General features: G+C 70.1%; 16 protein-coding genes and 2 pseudogenes. 4 read left to right on the top strand and 14 right to left on the bottom strand.

Translation table 11 applies throughout. The annotated features are described in order from the left end of the window. Nucleotides 1-52: 52 nt before the first annotated feature. A complete protein-coding gene (locus JN350_RS18915; RefSeq protein ID WP_240347509.1) occupies nucleotides 53-421 on the top strand; it encodes a VOC family protein in 369 nt (122 codons plus the stop codon). A gap of 122 nt (nucleotides 422-543) precedes the next feature. Here the strand turns inward: JN350_RS18915 and JN350_RS20560 are convergent. Next, nucleotides 544-885: pseudogene (locus tag JN350_RS20560) on the bottom strand (ATP-binding protein); the annotation flags it as partial. An 84-nt stretch (nucleotides 886-969) separates the two neighbouring features. On the opposite strand from JN350_RS20560, the gene JN350_RS18910 reads away from it, so the two are divergent. Beyond that, nucleotides 970-1,479 (top strand): hypothetical protein, encoded by a 510-nt coding sequence (locus JN350_RS18910; RefSeq protein ID WP_240347508.1) that lies wholly within the window; start codon nucleotides 970-972, stop codon nucleotides 1,477-1,479. A 53-nt stretch (nucleotides 1,480-1,532) separates the two neighbouring features. On the opposite strand, the pseudogene JN350_RS20555 reads toward JN350_RS18910, so the two are convergent. The 7 genes and pseudogenes from JN350_RS20555 to JN350_RS03200 form a co-directional block, all read right to left on the bottom strand. After that, a pseudogene (locus tag JN350_RS20555) lies at nucleotides 1,533-1,706 on the bottom strand (AlbA family DNA-binding domain-containing protein); the annotation flags it as partial. 273 nt (nucleotides 1,707-1,979) lie between these two features. Continuing rightward, nucleotides 1,980-2,420: an NUDIX hydrolase gene (locus JN350_RS03220; protein WP_123311152.1), complete on the bottom strand. Its 441-nt coding sequence runs from the start codon at nucleotides 2,418-2,420 to the stop codon at nucleotides 1,980-1,982. Between the two features lie 144 nt (nucleotides 2,421-2,564). Then, nucleotides 2,565-3,089: a TetR/AcrR family transcriptional regulator gene (locus JN350_RS03215; RefSeq protein WP_205463524.1), complete on the bottom strand. Its 525-nt coding sequence runs from the start codon at nucleotides 3,087-3,089 to the stop codon at nucleotides 2,565-2,567. A 61-nt stretch (nucleotides 3,090-3,150) separates the two neighbouring features. Continuing rightward, nucleotides 3,151-4,473, bottom strand: coding sequence for a carboxylesterase family protein (locus JN350_RS03210; RefSeq protein ID WP_240347506.1), 1,323 nt, complete (start codon nucleotides 4,471-4,473; stop codon nucleotides 3,151-3,153). Between the two features lie 10 nt (nucleotides 4,474-4,483). After that, on the bottom strand, nucleotides 4,484-5,218 hold the full coding sequence (locus JN350_RS18900) for an MFS transporter (protein ID WP_240347505.1): 735 nt from the start codon (nucleotides 5,216-5,218) through the stop codon (nucleotides 4,484-4,486). After that, nucleotides 5,188-5,712, bottom strand: a complete 525-nt coding sequence (locus JN350_RS18895) for an MFS transporter (protein ID WP_240347504.1) — start codon at nucleotides 5,710-5,712, stop codon at nucleotides 5,188-5,190. Before JN350_RS18895 ends, JN350_RS18900 begins: the two co-directional genes overlap by 31 nt. Before the next feature lie 4 nt (nucleotides 5,713-5,716). Further along, the gene (locus JN350_RS03200) at nucleotides 5,717-7,015 is read right to left on the bottom strand and encodes an MFS transporter (protein WP_111083746.1); all 1,299 of its coding nucleotides are present in this window, start codon (nucleotides 7,013-7,015) and stop codon (nucleotides 5,717-5,719) included. 256 nt (nucleotides 7,016-7,271) lie between these two features. On the opposite strand from JN350_RS03200, the gene JN350_RS03195 reads away from it, so the two are divergent. After that, nucleotides 7,272-8,054, top strand: coding sequence for a TIM barrel protein (locus JN350_RS03195; RefSeq protein WP_240347503.1), 783 nt, complete (start codon nucleotides 7,272-7,274; stop codon nucleotides 8,052-8,054). Further along, the gene (locus JN350_RS03190; RefSeq protein ID WP_205463522.1) at nucleotides 8,047-9,183 is read left to right on the top strand and encodes a Gfo/Idh/MocA family protein; all 1,137 of its coding nucleotides are present in this window, start codon (nucleotides 8,047-8,049) and stop codon (nucleotides 9,181-9,183) included. Before JN350_RS03195 ends, JN350_RS03190 begins: the two co-directional genes overlap by 8 nt. A 136-nt stretch (nucleotides 9,184-9,319) precedes the next feature. Here JN350_RS03190 and JN350_RS03185 read toward each other — a convergent pair whose 3' ends face one another. From JN350_RS03185 to JN350_RS03160, 6 genes are all read right to left on the bottom strand, one after another. Then, nucleotides 9,320-9,934 (bottom strand): TetR/AcrR family transcriptional regulator, encoded by a 615-nt coding sequence (locus JN350_RS03185; RefSeq protein ID WP_205463521.1) that lies wholly within the window; start codon nucleotides 9,932-9,934, stop codon nucleotides 9,320-9,322. A gap of 155 nt (nucleotides 9,935-10,089) precedes the next feature. Continuing rightward, nucleotides 10,090-10,611 carry a MarR family winged helix-turn-helix transcriptional regulator gene (locus JN350_RS03180; protein ID WP_205463520.1) on the bottom strand — a complete coding sequence of 174 codons (522 nt, stop codon included), beginning with the start codon at nucleotides 10,609-10,611 and terminating at the stop codon, nucleotides 10,090-10,092. Between the two features lie 25 nt (nucleotides 10,612-10,636). Beyond that, nucleotides 10,637-10,828, bottom strand: coding sequence for a hypothetical protein (locus JN350_RS03175; protein ID WP_205463519.1), 192 nt, complete (start codon nucleotides 10,826-10,828; stop codon nucleotides 10,637-10,639). A gap of 117 nt (nucleotides 10,829-10,945) precedes the next feature. Next, nucleotides 10,946-11,608, bottom strand: a complete 663-nt coding sequence (locus JN350_RS03170) for a hypothetical protein (protein ID WP_205463518.1) — start codon at nucleotides 11,606-11,608, stop codon at nucleotides 10,946-10,948. Nucleotide 11,609: 1 nt separating this feature from the next. Continuing rightward, nucleotides 11,610-13,634, bottom strand: a complete 2,025-nt coding sequence (locus JN350_RS03165) for a primary-amine oxidase (protein ID WP_205463517.1) — start codon at nucleotides 13,632-13,634, stop codon at nucleotides 11,610-11,612. An 80-nt stretch (nucleotides 13,635-13,714) separates the two neighbouring features. Then, nucleotides 13,715-15,208 (bottom strand): APC family permease, encoded by a 1,494-nt coding sequence (locus JN350_RS03160; RefSeq protein ID WP_123311171.1) that lies wholly within the window; start codon nucleotides 15,206-15,208, stop codon nucleotides 13,715-13,717. Nucleotides 15,209-15,217: the final 9 nt, after the last annotated feature.

The raw sequence follows: 15,217 nt of genomic DNA, 5'->3' as shown, positions 1-15,217 counted from the left end.
CCCCATCCTGGCAGAGCGCGCCGACACCGGGTCGGGGTGGTTCACTGGCGGCATGGTCGATGCGACGAAGGCGTTCAGCGGGTTCTCGGTGCGGGACGTCCCGGAGGCGAAGGCCTTCTACCAGGACGTCCTGGGGGTCGAGGTCACCGAGGACCACGGCATGCTCTTCCTGCAGCTCGGCGACGGCCACGGTGTCCTCGTCTACCCGAAGGGCCCTGCGCACGAACCGGCGGCCTTCACGGTGCTGAACTTCCCGGTGCCGGACGTCGACGCCGCGGTGGACGAGCTCACCGAGAAGGGCGTCGCGTTCCTGCAGTACGAGGGGATGACCGACGAGAAGGGCGTGAACCGCAAGGGCGGCCCGCTCATCGCCTGGTTCACCGACCCGTCGGGCAACGTCCTGAGCGTCCTCGCTGAGTAGTCACTCCACCAGAGACCAGACCGCGCGGGGATCGCGCTCCGACTTGCCGATCCATCGGACGAGCCCTCTCGCTCGAGTGCGTCGAGGCGGAGTTTGACCGCCGGACGGCTGAGTCCGAGGGATTGGACCAGCTCACCCGTGCCCAGATCGCGACCCGCGACACGGAGCGCGTCCAGAATGTCCTGAGCTCTGCTTGGGAGACGAGCCGCTGTCCGAGGATCCAAGCGAGACATCGAGGTCAGACGTAATCGCAAACTTGCCTGCCCTTGCTCGTACACCGGATCGGTCAACCCGACCCTTCGCATCTCCTCGAATATCCGTCTGATGCCCTCGCCGAGCTCCTGGCCGATCCGCAGGTCAGCACACACACGGGCAATCCGGGGATTGCGAGCAAATCGGCTGATGTCCAAAGGATGCGCCGGATTGGCCAACCCAGGGAACCGACCAGGACTTTCGATCTCCACGGTCGGTGAAGATCTCAACCCTGATGTGGTCGCCCCCGAGACTGTACGACCGGTGGATCACAGCATTGACGAGACCCTCGAGCCATGCATCGCGCGGGACGATGGGAGCGCTCTCGAACAGCCCCGATTCTCGGAGCGCGCGGGTTGGGGTATCAGGCCCTCGATCAGAGAAGCGGCGCGCTGGATGACATATGGAATCGGTCCAACGACTCTCACGTCATTCTGATCGTCGACGTTCAGGCGGGAGCCGGTGCCGCGCTCCTTCCCGAGGTAGCGAATGACCCGGACGTGCGCCTGCGGGAACTCATCTTGAGGCTCCTCCCCGAAGAGCAGGTAGCCGGCATTCGTAAGACGCTCGTCCCGCGTGATGAGGCTTCGGGCCCTCAAGAGCTTGGTGAACGACTGATTTGCCCCGGTGGCCGTTCGGTACTGGCTCAGGAGCGTCTGATCGAGATCCGCGATCGATACGTCCAGCGGGTGTCCGTCCCACTGGCTCTGGCCCTTGTCGTACTCGAGCTCCCGCCGCTGTTCATGCCGGAGCTTGCGCGACTCGTCGCCGACGCGAAGGTAGCAGTGCCGTTCTTCACCTCGTGAACGACTTCACTCGCCTGTACCCGGATGACCACGATCGTGTCGATCTCGCCGTGCTCGTTGATGCAACCAACCTGCTCAACGCGCGCCCGGACCGGCGGGACGGTGTGGTCGAGGGCCGCCTGCTGGAAATCGTTCAACCGCTCGTGGTGACGCTTGAGCCCTTCGGCTTTCCCGTCGTACAGGCCGAGCACCAGGACGCCACCTTCGGCATTCGCGAACGCGACCATGGGCGGCCCCAGATCCTTTGCCTGCACGCGGATCGACTTCCGATCGAACCACTGATCTTCCCGGAGCGCGAGGACACGAGAAGCCACAACAGCTCGGTCCGCTGCGAGCGCGCGGTCGAGGTCTATCGTGCTCATGCGTCCACCTTAGGGCTTCGAGTAGGTTGCAAGTAGGTGCCGATCAGCCCTGTGGATGAACATGAAATCCCTGATCAGGGGGATCATCCTCGGATCCGCCGCATCCAAGCCCGACTTTCGAGTAGCTCGAACGGCCGGTTAGCGGGTGAGCGCGCCCGCCCACGCCAGTGCGACGGGCACGAGCAGCCCGTGCCGGTGGTGCGGGAGTTCGGCGATGGGCAGCCAGCGCGACTCGTCCGTCGACCCGTCGACCTCGTCGCGCAGTGCGCCCCCGACGACCGTCGCGCGGAACACGACCTGCACGGCCTTCATCGGGCGCCCGTTGGCGTGGATCCGGCGCTCGGCGGGGACGACGTGGTGCCGGACGCCGAGCAGGGCGCCGACCTCGGACTCGTACCCGGTCTCCTCGCGGACCTCGCGCACGACGGCCTGCTCGACGGTCTCGTCGAACTCGACGCCGCCGCCCGGCAACGTCCACGTGCCGGCTTCGGGGAAGCGCAGCTTCGCCAGGAGCACCCGGTCACCGTCCGTGATCACGCCGTACGCGGCGAGCCGGGTGTCGTAGTCGGTGTACTCCATGGGGCCGACCATGCCAGGTGGGCGAGCCGACGCACGCAAGCCGCGCCGTGCCTCCCGTCCGTGCTCCCGCGCGGATCGGTCAGGCGTCGACGCGCGCTGCCGCCCAACCGACTCGCATCCGCGCGACGGCACGGTCGAAGCCGCTCAGCGGCTCGGCGTCGTCGCGGACCATCGCCTGCAGCTGCAGCCCTCGAACAGTGCCATGAGCTGCTCGGCTGCGTGCCGGGGCGAGGCGCCGCGCGGTTCGCGGGCAGCGACGACGTCACGGACCAGGGCGAGGGTGAGGTCCTCGAACGCCCGGGTGTACTGGGTGCGGAACCACCCGGCCGCGGGGTGCCCGGGGTTCGACGCCGCGCTGAGCACGGCGATCCGGAGCCGGACGAGGGCCGGGTCCGTGATGCCGGCCTCGAGCCGGGCGCGCAGGTACGCGACGGCACCGTCTCGTTCGGCGACGGGCCACAGCGCGAGTCGGCTGCCGTTGTTCCACCGGTCGATGACCGCGACGACGAGGAGTTCCCACATCGGGAACGCTCGGCCGACCTCGGCGACCGGCACCCCGGCGTGCTCGGCGACCTCGTCCGGTCCGACCCGGTGGAAGTCCGTCGCGCGGTACGCCTCGATCGCACCGGACACGATGCGTGCACGGAGATCGGCGTCGGGCGTGGGCATGCTGACGATTGTCCGGTCCCGGGGAGACCACGCGACCGCCAGTTCAGGGGCGCGGAGACGGTCAGTGCCGATCGAAGGTCAGCGTCTCGTCGTCCGGGGCGGTGACGGCGCCGGTCCGGGCGAACTCGGCCCAGATCGCACGGAAGGCCCGGCCGCGCCGCTCGACCTCGGGCCAGTCGCGCTCGGGGACGAAGCGGGTGCCGGCCCAGGCCTTGCGGCCGCCGAGCAGCAGCGGCAGGTCGCTCATGTGGACGGCGCCGGTCGGCACGGTGGTCACGCCACGGAGGAGCCGGTAGGACGTCGCCCGCCCGCCGGCTCGACGGTGCCGCGCGGTGAAGCGTCGGACGTCGCGGCCGTAGATGACGTCGGAGAGCGGACGGACCACCCACCAGCGGAGCGCCGGGCGCAGGATCCGCGACCGGGCGACCCGCGACAGACCGCGGACCAACGGCACGTACATGCCGGTCTCGTCCGTCGCGGAACCGATCAGGACGTCGATGTCGGGAGCGACTCGACTCCAGGCGTCGTCGAGGTCGCGTTCGGCGGGCAACGGGGCGAACCCGTACTGGGTGCCGAACGGCATCCCGCCCGCGAGTCCGTACGGCGCAGCAGCCCGGGTGCCGAGGGCCTGCCGTTCGAGCAGGTCGTCGAGCGGAGTGTCGGCGTGCACGGCACCGACGGCCCGCATCATCGCGCGGTTCATCCGGGACCGACCGCGGGACAACCCGAGCGGTGCGCTCTGGATGATCGCTCGGCGGAACAGCCCGGCCGCGCCGTCGCTGATCATCAGGTGGGCTGCTGCGTCGCCGCCGGCGGACTGCCCGAACACCGTGACGAGGTCGGGGTCGCCACCGAACGCGGCGATGTTCGCCTGCACCCAGCGGAGCGACTCGAGCAGGTCGAACAGCCCCAGGTTCGCCGGGATCGACGCCCCGTCGCCCAGGAACCCGAGGACTCCGAGCCGGAAGGTCACCGAGACCACGATCACGCGCTGCTCGGTCACGAGGTCGCGGGCGTCGTAGATCGGCAGGTCGCCGCCGCCGATGACGTACGAGCCGCCGTGGATCCAGACCATGACGGGCAGGCGCTCGTCGGGCGTCACGTCGGCGGGCAGGGTGATCGACAGGCGCTGGCAGTGCTCGTCGATGGTGATGTCCTCGACCGGGTCGAGCAGCTGGTCGACGAACTGGGCGTGCGGCTGCGGTGCCACGGGCGACGGGGTCGACGCGTGCAGTTCACTCGTGAAGGGCGGCATCGGCTCCGGCCGCGCGAACCGGTCGGCCCGTGCGTACGGGACCCCGAGCACGCGCACCACGGTGCCGTCGACCGTCCCGACGATCCGGCCGGCCGGGGTGTCGAACGGGGCAGGCGTCGCGTCGAGCATGGGCTCCACGCTACCGAGGGTCGCTGACCCGCTCGTGGGTCGGCTCGGCGACCGGACGCAGCGATCCGGATGCGGCGAAGGCGGCCACGAAGAGCACGGCGATCAACCAGAGTGCGCTGAGCGCGCCGACCTGCTCGGCGATCGCGCCGATGACGGGCGGGCCGGCGAAGTTCGCGAAGTACCCGATCGACGCGACGACGCTGACCCGGGCAGCCGGGTTCGGGCCGCTCTGCGCCGCTGCCGACATGCCGAGGGGGAACCCCATCGAGACGCCGACCGCCCAGAGGACCACGCCGATGAGCGTGAGCCACCAGGTCGTGCCGACGATGAAGAGGACGGCGCCGAGGATGCCGAGCGCGGTCGTCCAGCGGACCGTCCGGACCCGTCCGAGTCGATCGACGACGGGGCCGGCGAAGACGCGCGTCGCGGCCTCGGAGACCGCGAACACGGTGAAGAAGAGCGCGCCGACCGTCGCCGTCTGGCCGTGTCCGTCGGTGGCCGCGAGGGCGAGCCAGTTGTTCGCCGACCCCTCGCCGAGTTCGACGCCGAGCATCACGACGCCGATCAGCAGGAGTCGGACGTCCGCCCAGCCACGCGCCCACTGCCGCAGGCGCTGCCGCGGGGTGAGCGTCGTGTCGTGCTCGGCGCGCGTGCCGTCCGGGATCGCGCGCATCGCGATCACGCCGACCACCAGGATGACGACGGCCTCACCGATCAACTGGGCCGAGGGGTGATGCCCAGCCACGCGCAGAGGGCGGCGATCCCGGCGCCGAGGGCCGCGCCTCCCGACCAGGCGGCGTGCATCAACGGGAGCAGCGTGCGACCGGCGAGCGCCTCGATCGCCGTGCCCTCGACGTTCGCCATGACGTCGAGCGCGCCGATCCCGGCACCCGCGATGACGAACCCGACGCTCGCGAGCGGCACGGAGTGCAGCGCGGCGGCGACGCCGATGAGCGCCAGTGCGGCGGGGACCAGGACGGCGACCGCCGTCAGGGCACGTCGGCCGCCCAGGCGCCGGAGCAGCGGGGCGGCGCTGAGCAGGCCCCCGATCGAGCCGATCGTGACACCGCCGAGCATGAGGCCGATGGTGCCGATGTCGACACCGAGTTCGACGCGGAGCTCCGGGAGCCGTGGACCCCAACCCGCCAGGCTGATCCCGCCGATGGCGAACGCGACGATGATCGCGTTCCGCCACCCGGCGAGCTGGCTGCGGTCCACGTCGACCCCGGAGGTGTGCATCCGGCTATCGAACCCGCTTGATGGGGATCACCACAAGGGCACCGATGATGGCGATCGCGCCGGCGGCCCAGCACATGAGCGTGTAGTTGTCGGCGGCGTCGCCCGACCCGATCTTCAGGAAGAACAGTGCGACGGCCGGGGCGAGCGACTGCGGCAGCGCGTTGGCGATGTTGATGACGCCGAGGTCCTTACCGGGGCGGTCGGCGTTCGGCAGCACGTCGACGACGAGCGCGGTGTCGATGGCCGAGTAGATGCCGTACGCGAAGCCCATGATGACCTCGGCCACGTAGAAGCCGTTCACGGTGTCGGCGTGCGCGAGCACGACCAGGCCGACGGCGAACATCGCCGTCGAACCGCCGACGAAGACCTTGCGACGACCGATCTTGTCGGACGCCCAGCCGGACAGTGCCGCGCTGACCAGGAGCGCGATCGTGTAGAGCAGCACACCGAAGGCGACGGCCGCGGTGGCCTCCTTCGCGTCCTCGATGCCGAGGTGCTTCTCCATGTAGAGCAGTCGGTAGGTCGTGAACATGAAGGTGGCGAAGATGATCAGGAAGCGCGACCACCAGGCGAATGCGAAGTCCGGGTTCTTGATCGGGTTCGTCCAGAACGAGGCGATGAGGTTCAGGAACGTGAACTTCTTCAGCTTGTACGTCGGCAGGTCGTCACGGGCGACCACGGCGTACACCGCGACGAGGATGATCGCCAGGATGCCGGGCGCGATGAACAGCACGGGCAGGTTCGCGACGAAGAACACCGACAGGTAGGTGCCGGCGAGCACGGCGATGTTCTGCGCGAGGGCGATGATGCTCGACGAGCGGCCGCGCTGCAGCTGGGGGACGTTGTCGGCGAAGCTCGCGAGCAGGGTGGCCAGCGTCGCGTTGGCGGCGAGCTGGGCGAGGAGCCAGGCCAGCGTCAGGTTCAGGACGTCGGGCGAGTACGCGATCCAGGCGAGGGCGATCGCGAAGACGACGACACCGCTCAGCAGCCAGGGCCGACGACGACCCCAGCGGGTGCGGGTGCGGTCGGACAGCGCGCCGGCGAGAGGGTTCATGATGAGCGCACCGAACGCGCCGATCGGCAGCACCGAGCCGATGACGTTCGCCGCGTCGTCACCGACCAGGGCCTGCGCCTTGAGCTGCATGCTGACGTAGACCGGTGCCATGAGTGCGACGAAGAGGCCGAACTGCCCGAGGAACAGGGCGATCTGGTAGCCGATGCCCACCTTCACGGTGCTGATCGGCTGCGTGATGCCCTCTTCGGGGTTCAACAGTGCCGGGCTGCCGGGTTCGGGTGTGCTCATGACGCCTCCTTGAGTCGATGCTGGTGACCAAAACCATCCTTTGCACGGTTTTGACTGGCTGAGCATACATCGACAGGTGTCGTTCATGTACCGACGTGCGACACGGGAGGACGCAAAAACTACACACCGGGTGGTTTTTGGGGTAGCGTCGTCATCGATCTCGCCGTGGAGCATCGCTCCTCGACGGACTGCGACACCCGGTGCTGTGCCACCTGGGTGCCGCGACACCCAGACAGGACCGAAGGAGCCTTGAGCAATGCCCACCACTTCTGTGCAGCTGTACTCGCTGCGAGACGCCATCGCCGAAGACCTCGACAAGGCCATCGCCCGCGTCGCCGAGATCGGGTACGAGAACGTCGAGCCCTACGCGTTCGTCGAGCGTGCCGCGGACCTCGAGCGCGCCTTCGCCGCGACCGGCCTCAAGGCACCGTCCGGCCACGTCGCCGTGATCGACGCCGAGGACACCGCCCCGATCTGGGACGCCGCCGAGCGCCTCGGGATCCAGACGGTCATCGACCCGTTCATCCCGACCGACCGCTGGCAGACCGCCGACGACGTCGCGAAGATCGCCGAGCGCGTCAACGTCCTGACCGCCGAGGCAGCCTCGCGCGGCCTGAAGTTCGGCTACCACAACCACCAGTGGGAGTTCACGAACAAGGTCGACGGCCGCACGGTCTACGACCACTTCGTGTCGCAGATCAGCCCGGAGACGGTGCTCGAGCTCGATACCTTCTGGGCGACCGTCGGCGGCGCCGACGCCCCGCCGTGCTGCGGGCACTCGGCGACCGCGTCGTCGCCATCCACGTCAAGGACGGCAAGGTCGACGGCGACATCCTCACCGCGCTGCCCTCGTCGGAGAGCGCGCTCGTCGTGCCCGAGGCGCTGCAGCGTGCGTTCGAGAACCAGACCCCCGCGGGCCAGGGCGACGTGGACGTGGCGGGCATCCTCGCCGCGGCGCCGCAGGCCATCCGCGTCGTCGAGTTCGACGCCTACTCGGGCGACGTCTTCCAGGGCATCACCGAGTCCCTCGCATGGCTGAAGGACAACGACAAGTGAGCCGCATCGGAGTCGGCATCATCGGTGCGGGGAACATCTCGGACCAGTACCTGACGAACCTGACCCAGTTCGCCGACGTCGAGGTCCTGATGGTCGCCGACCTCATCCTCGAGCGCGCCGCGTCGCAGGCCGAGAAGTACGGTGTCCCCGCGTCCGGCACGGTCGAGGAGCTCCTCGCCCGCGACGACATCCAGATCGTGGTGAACATCACGATCCCCGCCGAGCACGCCAAGGTCGGCCAGCAGATCATCGCTGCCGGCAAGCACACCTGGAGCGAGAAGCCCGTCGCGACCAACGCGGAGGACGCGCAGGCGCTCCTCGCCTCGGCCGAGGCTGCCGGTGTCCGCTACGCCACCGCGCCCGACACCGTCCTCGGTGCCGGCATCCAGACCGCCATCCGCGCCATCGCCCGCGGCGACATCGGCACGCCGCTCACCGCGACGACGATGTTCCACGTGCCCGGACCGGACCAGTGGCACCCGGACCCCGAGTTCCTGTACGCCCAGGGTGCCGGTCCGCTGTTCGACATCGGCCCGTACTACGTCACGACGCTCCTGCACGCCTTCGGCGCCGCCTCGCGCGTGCAGGCAGTGTCGTCGAAGTCCCGCGAGACGCGCGTGATCGGTTCCGGACCCCGCGCCGGCACCGAGTTCGCCGTCGAGGTGCCCACGCACCACGCAGCGCTCATCTCGTTCGAGGGTGGCCAGTCGGCCCAGACGACCCTGTCGTTCCAGCACGCACTGCCCCGCAACGGCTTCGTCGAGATCAACGGCTCCGAGGGCACCATCGTGCTGCCGGACCCGAACGTCTTCGACGGTGACAGCACGCTGTGGACGCTCGGCAAGGACGAGCCGACCACGCTGACGCACAAGGGCTCCACCTGGGGTCGCGGCACGGGTGTCGTCGAGCTGGCCCGCGCGATCGCCGAGGGCCGCCCGGAGCGCGCCTCCGGTGCCGTCGCCTCGCACGCGCTGGACGTCATGCTCGGCATCCGCGACGCCGCCGAGTCGGGTCAGTCCGTCGAGATCACCTCGTCGATCGACCCGATCCAGCCGCTCCCCGAGGACTTCGACCCCGCCGCCGCGGTCCTCGCCGAGGCCGCGAACGCGTAGTCACGTCGTGCGTCGCGCACCGCGCCGCACCTGGTGAGCAGAAATGGTCGGGTCCCGAACGGGGACCCGACCATTTCTGCTCACGAAGCGCACGCGCACGCAAGCGCAAGCGCGCCGCGAAACGCACGCGCCGCGCTCACTCCGGCGGCGCCGGCACGATCTGCTCGAGCAACCGCAGCACCTTCTCGCCGTCGACCGCCTCGGGGTCGAGCAACCACTGCACCTGCAGCCCGTCGGACGCCGCGATGCTCAAGCTCGCGAGGTCAACCGGGTCCAGGTCCCCGCGGATCCGTCCCGCCGCTTGGTCCGCCTCGATCAGCGCGGCGAGGTCGGCCCGGAGCCGCGTGAACCGTTCCCGCATGAAGTCACGGGTCGCCGGGTGGCCCTCCTGCACGGCGTCGGCCGCGAGCGTCGTGTAGAGCTGCACCAGGCCCGGCACCGCACGGTTGCGCGAGGCACTGTCGCGCATGTCCCCGATCGCCGACTCCAACCGGTCGGGCGCCCCCTGCTCGCGCACCTCGTGCTCGCGGTAGACGGCGAGCAGCAGTTCATCGCGGCTGGGGAAGTAGTGGCGGAGCGCCGCGTGGGTGATCCCGAGGGCTTCGGCCACGGACCGCAACGACGATGCGTCGACGCCCTGTTCCGCGACCATGCGGATCATCTCGTCGAGGATCTGGGTCCGGCGCTCGGCTCCCTTGCGGTACCCGCCGCGTCGCGGCGGGGCCGCGTCGTCGTCGGCGGGGTGCGTCATGCACCCAACTTACCGCTGGAAGGTTTTAGCGCCACCCCTGGACTGGAGGCCCGTGGCGGGGCCGCACCGCGCCTGCTGCCCGCAGGCGGTCGCGACGACTGCCCCGGGTCACGTCCGTCTGATCGCGTCAGCCCCGGCCGTCGACCGCGATCGTGTCAGTTCTCCTCGTCCACCGGCACGGGCAGCCCCTCGGTGAGGGCATCGCTGATCTTCGTCAGCGACTCCGCGAGGACGGCGTTGTCGGCGTCGGACAGGTGGTCGAGGACCCCGACGACGGCTTCGTGGAAGCGGGCGTACGAGGCATCGATCTTCTCGGCGGCGAGGTCGGTGGGTTCGAGGACCTGTGCCCGTCGGTCGGTGGGGTGCGCGGTGCGGACGAGGAGTTCCTTGTCGACGAGCGCGTCCACGAGCTTCGTGATCGAGGCGTTCGACACGGTGAGCATGACGGCGAGGTCCTTCGGGCCCATGGTGCGACCGTCGCGGTGCGCCTGGAGCATGTACCGAATCGCCAGCGACTCGTTCTTGCTCAACCCGCTCTCGATGCGGGCGGACTCGATCTGCTGCTCCTCGGCGTGCTGGAGGCGCAGCAGCGCGTCGACGGCGGTCTTCGCGGCCTCGGATCGGGGTTCGCGGGTGTAGAGGTGGGCGTGCTCTCGACGGACGACGGTCAACGGCATGCGATCATGCGCTCCTTGCTGCTCGCTACGCGGCGGGGACGGTGAAGAAGTCGGCGTACGCCGGCTCGGCGCGCTCGGCGCGCCCGGCGAGGAGCGACGGGTCCTCGATGCGGCGCTCGACGTAGGCGTCGATCACTGCCGGGTCGGTCAGACCGATGCGGGTGTGGCTGCCACCGATCCGTGCCGCCCGAGGCATCCCGGAGTACGTGCTGTGCATGTCTGATCCCGCCCTTCTGCGGCCGTTCGTCCCCTGCGGACGCTCGAACTCTTTCACAACGTGAACGTTTTCCGCAACGAACGGTTCGCAGAATGTACGTTTCGCGCGCCGAACCCTTCAAACCATCGCCGCGGCCATGACCGCCACCGAGATGCCCATCGCGAGCGTCTCGACGACGGGGAGTGCCCGAGCGCGACGCCGGATGCCGTCCCGCACCATGTGGGCGGTGAGCAGCAGGTGGCCGGTGGTCAGGCCGCCGAGGACGACCTGCCACGTGACGGCGACCGCGCCGCCGTGTCCGTGCATGCCGACACCCGTCATGCCGGTCATGCCGGGGTCGTGCGCCATGCCGACGCCCAGCGCGCCCATCACCAGCAGACCGAGCGCCGCGTGCAGTCGCCCGAACCGGCCGTGCGCCGAGGCGCCCCGGATCGCCGGAGCCGACCCGGGCCTCCCGTCCGAACCGTCCGAACCGGACGCACCGGACGCACCGGACGCACCGGACGCACCGGACGCACCGGACGCACCGGACGCACCGGGTGCACCGGACTCGCTCTGCACCCGGTGCACCGCCGCGACCACCACGGCGAGCAGTGCGAGCACCACGAACCAGAGCACCCCGGGCAGCACGCGTGGTCCGAATGCCCCGTCCACCATCGCGGCCACCATCACGACCGCTGCCACCACGTCGACCGCACGGCCGGGGCGCCATGCCCCGACCGTGCAGCAGGCCCCGGCGGACGCCGGCACGATCGCGGCGAGCCCGAGCAGGTCGGTCACGTCAGTGTCCGTGCCCGTGGCCGTGTGCGACGGCGTCGTGCGCCGCCTCGACGCCTCCGGACGCTCGGTGCGAGCAGTGCGACGCCGCGTTCGCCCCGATGGCCGCCGGCACGTTGAGCGCCGGGTTCCGCGGGAAGAACCCGTACGGCTTGAGCGTGAACTTGGCGTAGTCGACCGGCATGACGGGCCAGTCCTCGGGCCGCGGGAAGTGCGTCGGGCCGAAGGTGTGCCAGAGCACGATGTCCTCGCCGTCGAGCGGTCGGTCCCCCTCGACGTACCGGGCGACCCCGTCACCGCCGGGGTTCTGGTGCACGAAGTCGCCGGCGGCGAAGCGCTCCGCCGGGTCGTACTGCGTGACGTACAGGTGCTTGCGGGCGAACTCGGCGCGGGCGGCGACCGACGACGAGTCGTCGGCGAGCAGCACGGGGGCGTCCTGCGGGTACAGCACGTAACCGGTGGGGCGGTCGAGGTGGTTGCGCTCCTCGGTGTTCGAGACGAACCACGTGCGGGCCTTCGACGCGTCGGCGAGACGACCCGACGACGACTCCGACGCGATGCGGGTCACCGACTTCGTGAACGCGTTGCCGTGCTCGTTGCCCGGTCCGACCGGCACCCGGACCGCGTCGACCTCGTCCACCGCGTTCGACAGCCCGTCGACCATCATGTCCAGCCGCGCCGAGAACAGGTGCTGGTGGTACGGGGCACCGAGGCCGGGGGCCACCTCGGAGGCGTACGGGTAGTCGTCGCCGGACGCCGAGCGCCCCGGGTACGAGCTGGTGAAGAGCACGCCGGTGAGCTTCGCCTCGCACTCGATCGTGCCGTCCAGGTACAGGTACCAGTAGAAGCCGTAGTCGTAGTTGCCGACGGTGGTGAAGAACGAGATCACCAGGCGGCGGGACCGACGGACCTCCTGCGAGCCGGTGTAGATGTCGCCGTGCTTCCAGAGCGTGCCGAAGTCCTCCTCGTGCATGCAGATGCCGTTGCGGATGGTCTGCGGGTTGCCGAGCTCGTCGGCCAGCACGGCGTCGAAGTACTGGATCTCGCCGACGCAGTCGCAGCCGAGCTCGAGCGAGTTCGTGAACCGACCGAACAGGTACTCGCCGGTGTCGAAGTAGTTCTGCCAGAACCGCACCGGGGACGGGTCGCCGTACGGCACGAGCATCTCGTCGATCGACGCCCGGTACACGATCGGACGCAGCCGCTCGCCGTCCTGCCACGAGAGCTGGCGGAGCACGAGTCCCTCGCGGGCGTCGAAGCCGACCTGGAACCGCCAGTTCGCCCACTCGACGAACTCGCCGTCGACGCGGAACGACGACCCCTCCGGCTGGGTGATGACGATCGGTTTGAGGTCGAGCGGTTCGCCCTGCATCGCCGGGTCGTCGAAGTTCCCCGAGGTGGTCGGTACGGGCATGTCCGCCACGTCCACGATCCGCGTGACGGCACGGTTCGCGGCGTCGACGTACGCCGACAGTCCGTCGACGGGGTGCGCCCACACGTGGTCGGCCGGGTGGTCCTGCTTGAAGGCGAGCACACGCAGGATGCGCCGGCCCTGCTCCTCCGGGTAGTCGTAGTACCCGGCGGACAGCGGCACGCACTTGACCTCGTCGGCGGACAGGCCGCGCTTCGCCAGGGCGGCGACCCAGCGCTCGTCCGCGTTCGCGATCTCGCCGACGGCGTCGAACTCCTCGATCAGCACGGGCAGCTGGCCGCGGGACCCGTCGAGCACGTCGGTCCGCAGCACCGTGCCGGTGGTGATCGACACGACGCGGTCGGTGGAGCGACCGGTCGCCATGTCGAGCAGCATCACCCGGGCCGTGCGGTCCGGCAGGGGGCCGTCGCCGGCCTGCCACGCCAGGACCTCCTGCTTGTGCGGCTCCTCGAGGCCGACGTAGGCGAAGCGGGTGGTGTCGGTCCAGTCCGGCTGCGCCGTGACGAGGTCGCGGACGGCGGTGAACTCGTCGGGCGTCAGGCTGCCGAGCGGGTGCGTGGTGGTGGTGGTCACGGTGGTCGGGTCGGTGATCGTCATGTGCGTGGTGCTCCTTGCGCGTTGCGTCGTGCGTGGGGTCGGGTCGGTTCGGCCGGGAGGCGCGTGGTGCGCCCGACGGGTCAGCTCTCGGTGGCGAGACGGTCGAGCATCTGCTCGTAGCGGCTCCGACTGCGGCGTCGCAGCACCACCGCCTGCACCACGCCGATGACGGGGACGACCACGACCAGGCCGGTGAGCACGATGCTCACGACGCCGAAGACGCTGGCGCCCGAGGCGTCGACGTCGCCGACGAGCGTCGGGAAGTTCACCCAGATCAGGACGGCGGCGGCGACGAGCCCGAGGAACCCGAGGACGGGCGCGACGACGGTGTTCCAGACCCGCCGGTCACCGGGGTTGCGGCGGAAGTACACGATGACGGCGAGGCTCGTCGCGGCCATCAGGATCGCGACGCCCAGGGTGGCGACGCCGGCGAACCAGCTGAACACCTGGAGCACCGGGTCGAGGCCGAGCACCGCGAACAGCACCATCAGCACGGCGGCGGTGACGGTCTGCACGAGGCTCGAGGTGTGCGGGGACGCGTGCTTCCGGTGCACGTCGCCGAGCCGGCCGGGCAGCAGCGACGCGTTCGCCATCGAGTGCTGGTACCGGGTGATGACGTTGTGGAACGACAGGACGCAGGCGAACATGCTCGTCAGCAGCAGCACGTTGAGCACGGCTTCCCCGGCGCTGCCGATGTACTGCGCGGCGGTGGTGAGGATGAGTGACCCGGGGTCCTTCGCGACCTCGGCGAGGATGCCGTCGGGGCCCCAGGCCATCACGAGCCCCCACGACGCGAGCGTGTAGAAGACGCCGATGCCGATCACGGCCGTGTACGTCGCACGCGGGATGGTCCGCTCCGGGTCCTTCGCCTCGTCGCGGAAGATCGCGGTGGCCTCGAACCCGATGAACGCGGCGATGGCGAACATCAGCCCGACGCCGGGCGACCCGGACATGATCTGCGTCGGCTCGAACGGGGCGAGGGACAGGCCGTCGGCCCCGCCGCGGAACACGATCGCCGCGACCAGGACGAGCACGATGCCGACCTCGCCGACGAGCATCACGCCGAGCACCTTGCTCGACAGGTCGATGTGCCGGTAGCCGAGCATCCCGACCAGCGCCACGACGACGAGCGACCAGACGTACCAGGGGATGTCCGGTCCGCCGAGGCCCGTGACGGTGACGCCGAGCAGGTACCCGATGTAGCCGTGCACGCTGACCTGGATGGTCGTGTACGTCAGGAGCGCCAGCGTGGCGGCTCCCGCGCCGGCCGGCCGACCGAGTCCGTGCCCGACGAACGTGAAGAACGCGCCGGGCCGCGGCACGTGCCGGGTCATCGCCGCCAGCCCCACGGAGAACAGCAGCAGCACGACGGCCGACGCGGCGTAGAGCGACGGGAACCCGACGCCGTTGCCGAGCAGCATGCCGAGCGGGGCGGCTCCACCGACGACGGTGAGCGGGGCGGCGGCCGCGACGACCATGAACACGATCGCGGTGACGCCGAGCGAGCCGCGCATGGTCCGCTGCGGCGCGGGTGCGGCTCCGAGTGACGCGGGGTCCTTCGTGATGCTGGACATCGTGGCCTT

The sequence above is a fragment of the Curtobacterium sp. 24E2 genome (assembly GCF_016925595.1).
In the GTDB taxonomy this organism is placed as follows: Bacteria; Actinomycetota; Actinomycetes; order Actinomycetales; family Microbacteriaceae; genus Curtobacterium.
The sequence above is the reverse complement of the archived record's forward strand: the minus strand, read 5'-3'. Positions and strand labels throughout refer to the sequence as shown.

What these genes read in the sequence shown, in the direction of transcription:
- JN350_RS18910 (WP_240347508.1), top strand. Translation starts at nt 970, where the DNA reads ATGCATCGCGCGGGACGATGGGAGCGCTCTCGAACAGCCCCGATTCTC.
- JN350_RS03210 (WP_240347506.1), bottom strand. Translation starts at nt 4,473, where the DNA reads ATGCTCGACGCGACGCCTGCCCCGTTCGACACCCCGGCCGGCCGGATC.
- JN350_RS03190 (WP_205463522.1), top strand. Translation starts at nt 8,047, where the DNA reads ATGGCTGAAGGACAACGACAAGTGAGCCGCATCGGAGTCGGCATCATC.
- JN350_RS18895 (WP_240347504.1), bottom strand. Translation starts at nt 5,712, where the DNA reads ATGCACACCTCCGGGGTCGACGTGGACCGCAGCCAGCTCGCCGGGTGG.
- JN350_RS03175 (WP_205463519.1), bottom strand. Translation starts at nt 10,828, where the DNA reads ATGCACAGCACGTACTCCGGGATGCCTCGGGCGGCACGGATCGGTGGC.
- JN350_RS03200 (WP_111083746.1), bottom strand. Translation starts at nt 7,015, where the DNA reads ATGAGCACACCCGAACCCGGCAGCCCGGCACTGTTGAACCCCGAAGAG.
- JN350_RS03185 (WP_205463521.1), bottom strand. Translation starts at nt 9,934, where the DNA reads ATGACGCACCCCGCCGACGACGACGCGGCCCCGCCGCGACGCGGCGGG.
- JN350_RS03160 (WP_123311171.1), bottom strand. Translation starts at nt 15,208, where the DNA reads ATGTCCAGCATCACGAAGGACCCCGCGTCACTCGGAGCCGCACCCGCG.
- JN350_RS03215 (WP_205463524.1), bottom strand. Translation starts at nt 3,089, where the DNA reads ATGCCCACGCCCGACGCCGATCTCCGTGCACGCATCGTGTCCGGTGCG.
- JN350_RS03180 (WP_205463520.1), bottom strand. Translation starts at nt 10,611, where the DNA reads ATGCCGTTGACCGTCGTCCGTCGAGAGCACGCCCACCTCTACACCCGC.
- JN350_RS03220 (WP_123311152.1), bottom strand. Translation starts at nt 2,420, where the DNA reads ATGGAGTACACCGACTACGACACCCGGCTCGCCGCGTACGGCGTGATC.
- JN350_RS03165 (WP_205463517.1), bottom strand. Translation starts at nt 13,634, where the DNA reads ATGACGATCACCGACCCGACCACCGTGACCACCACCACCACGCACCCG.
- JN350_RS03195 (WP_240347503.1), top strand. Translation starts at nt 7,272, where the DNA reads ATGCCCACCACTTCTGTGCAGCTGTACTCGCTGCGAGACGCCATCGCC.
- JN350_RS18915 (WP_240347509.1), top strand. Translation starts at nt 53, where the DNA reads ATGGTCGATGCGACGAAGGCGTTCAGCGGGTTCTCGGTGCGGGACGTC.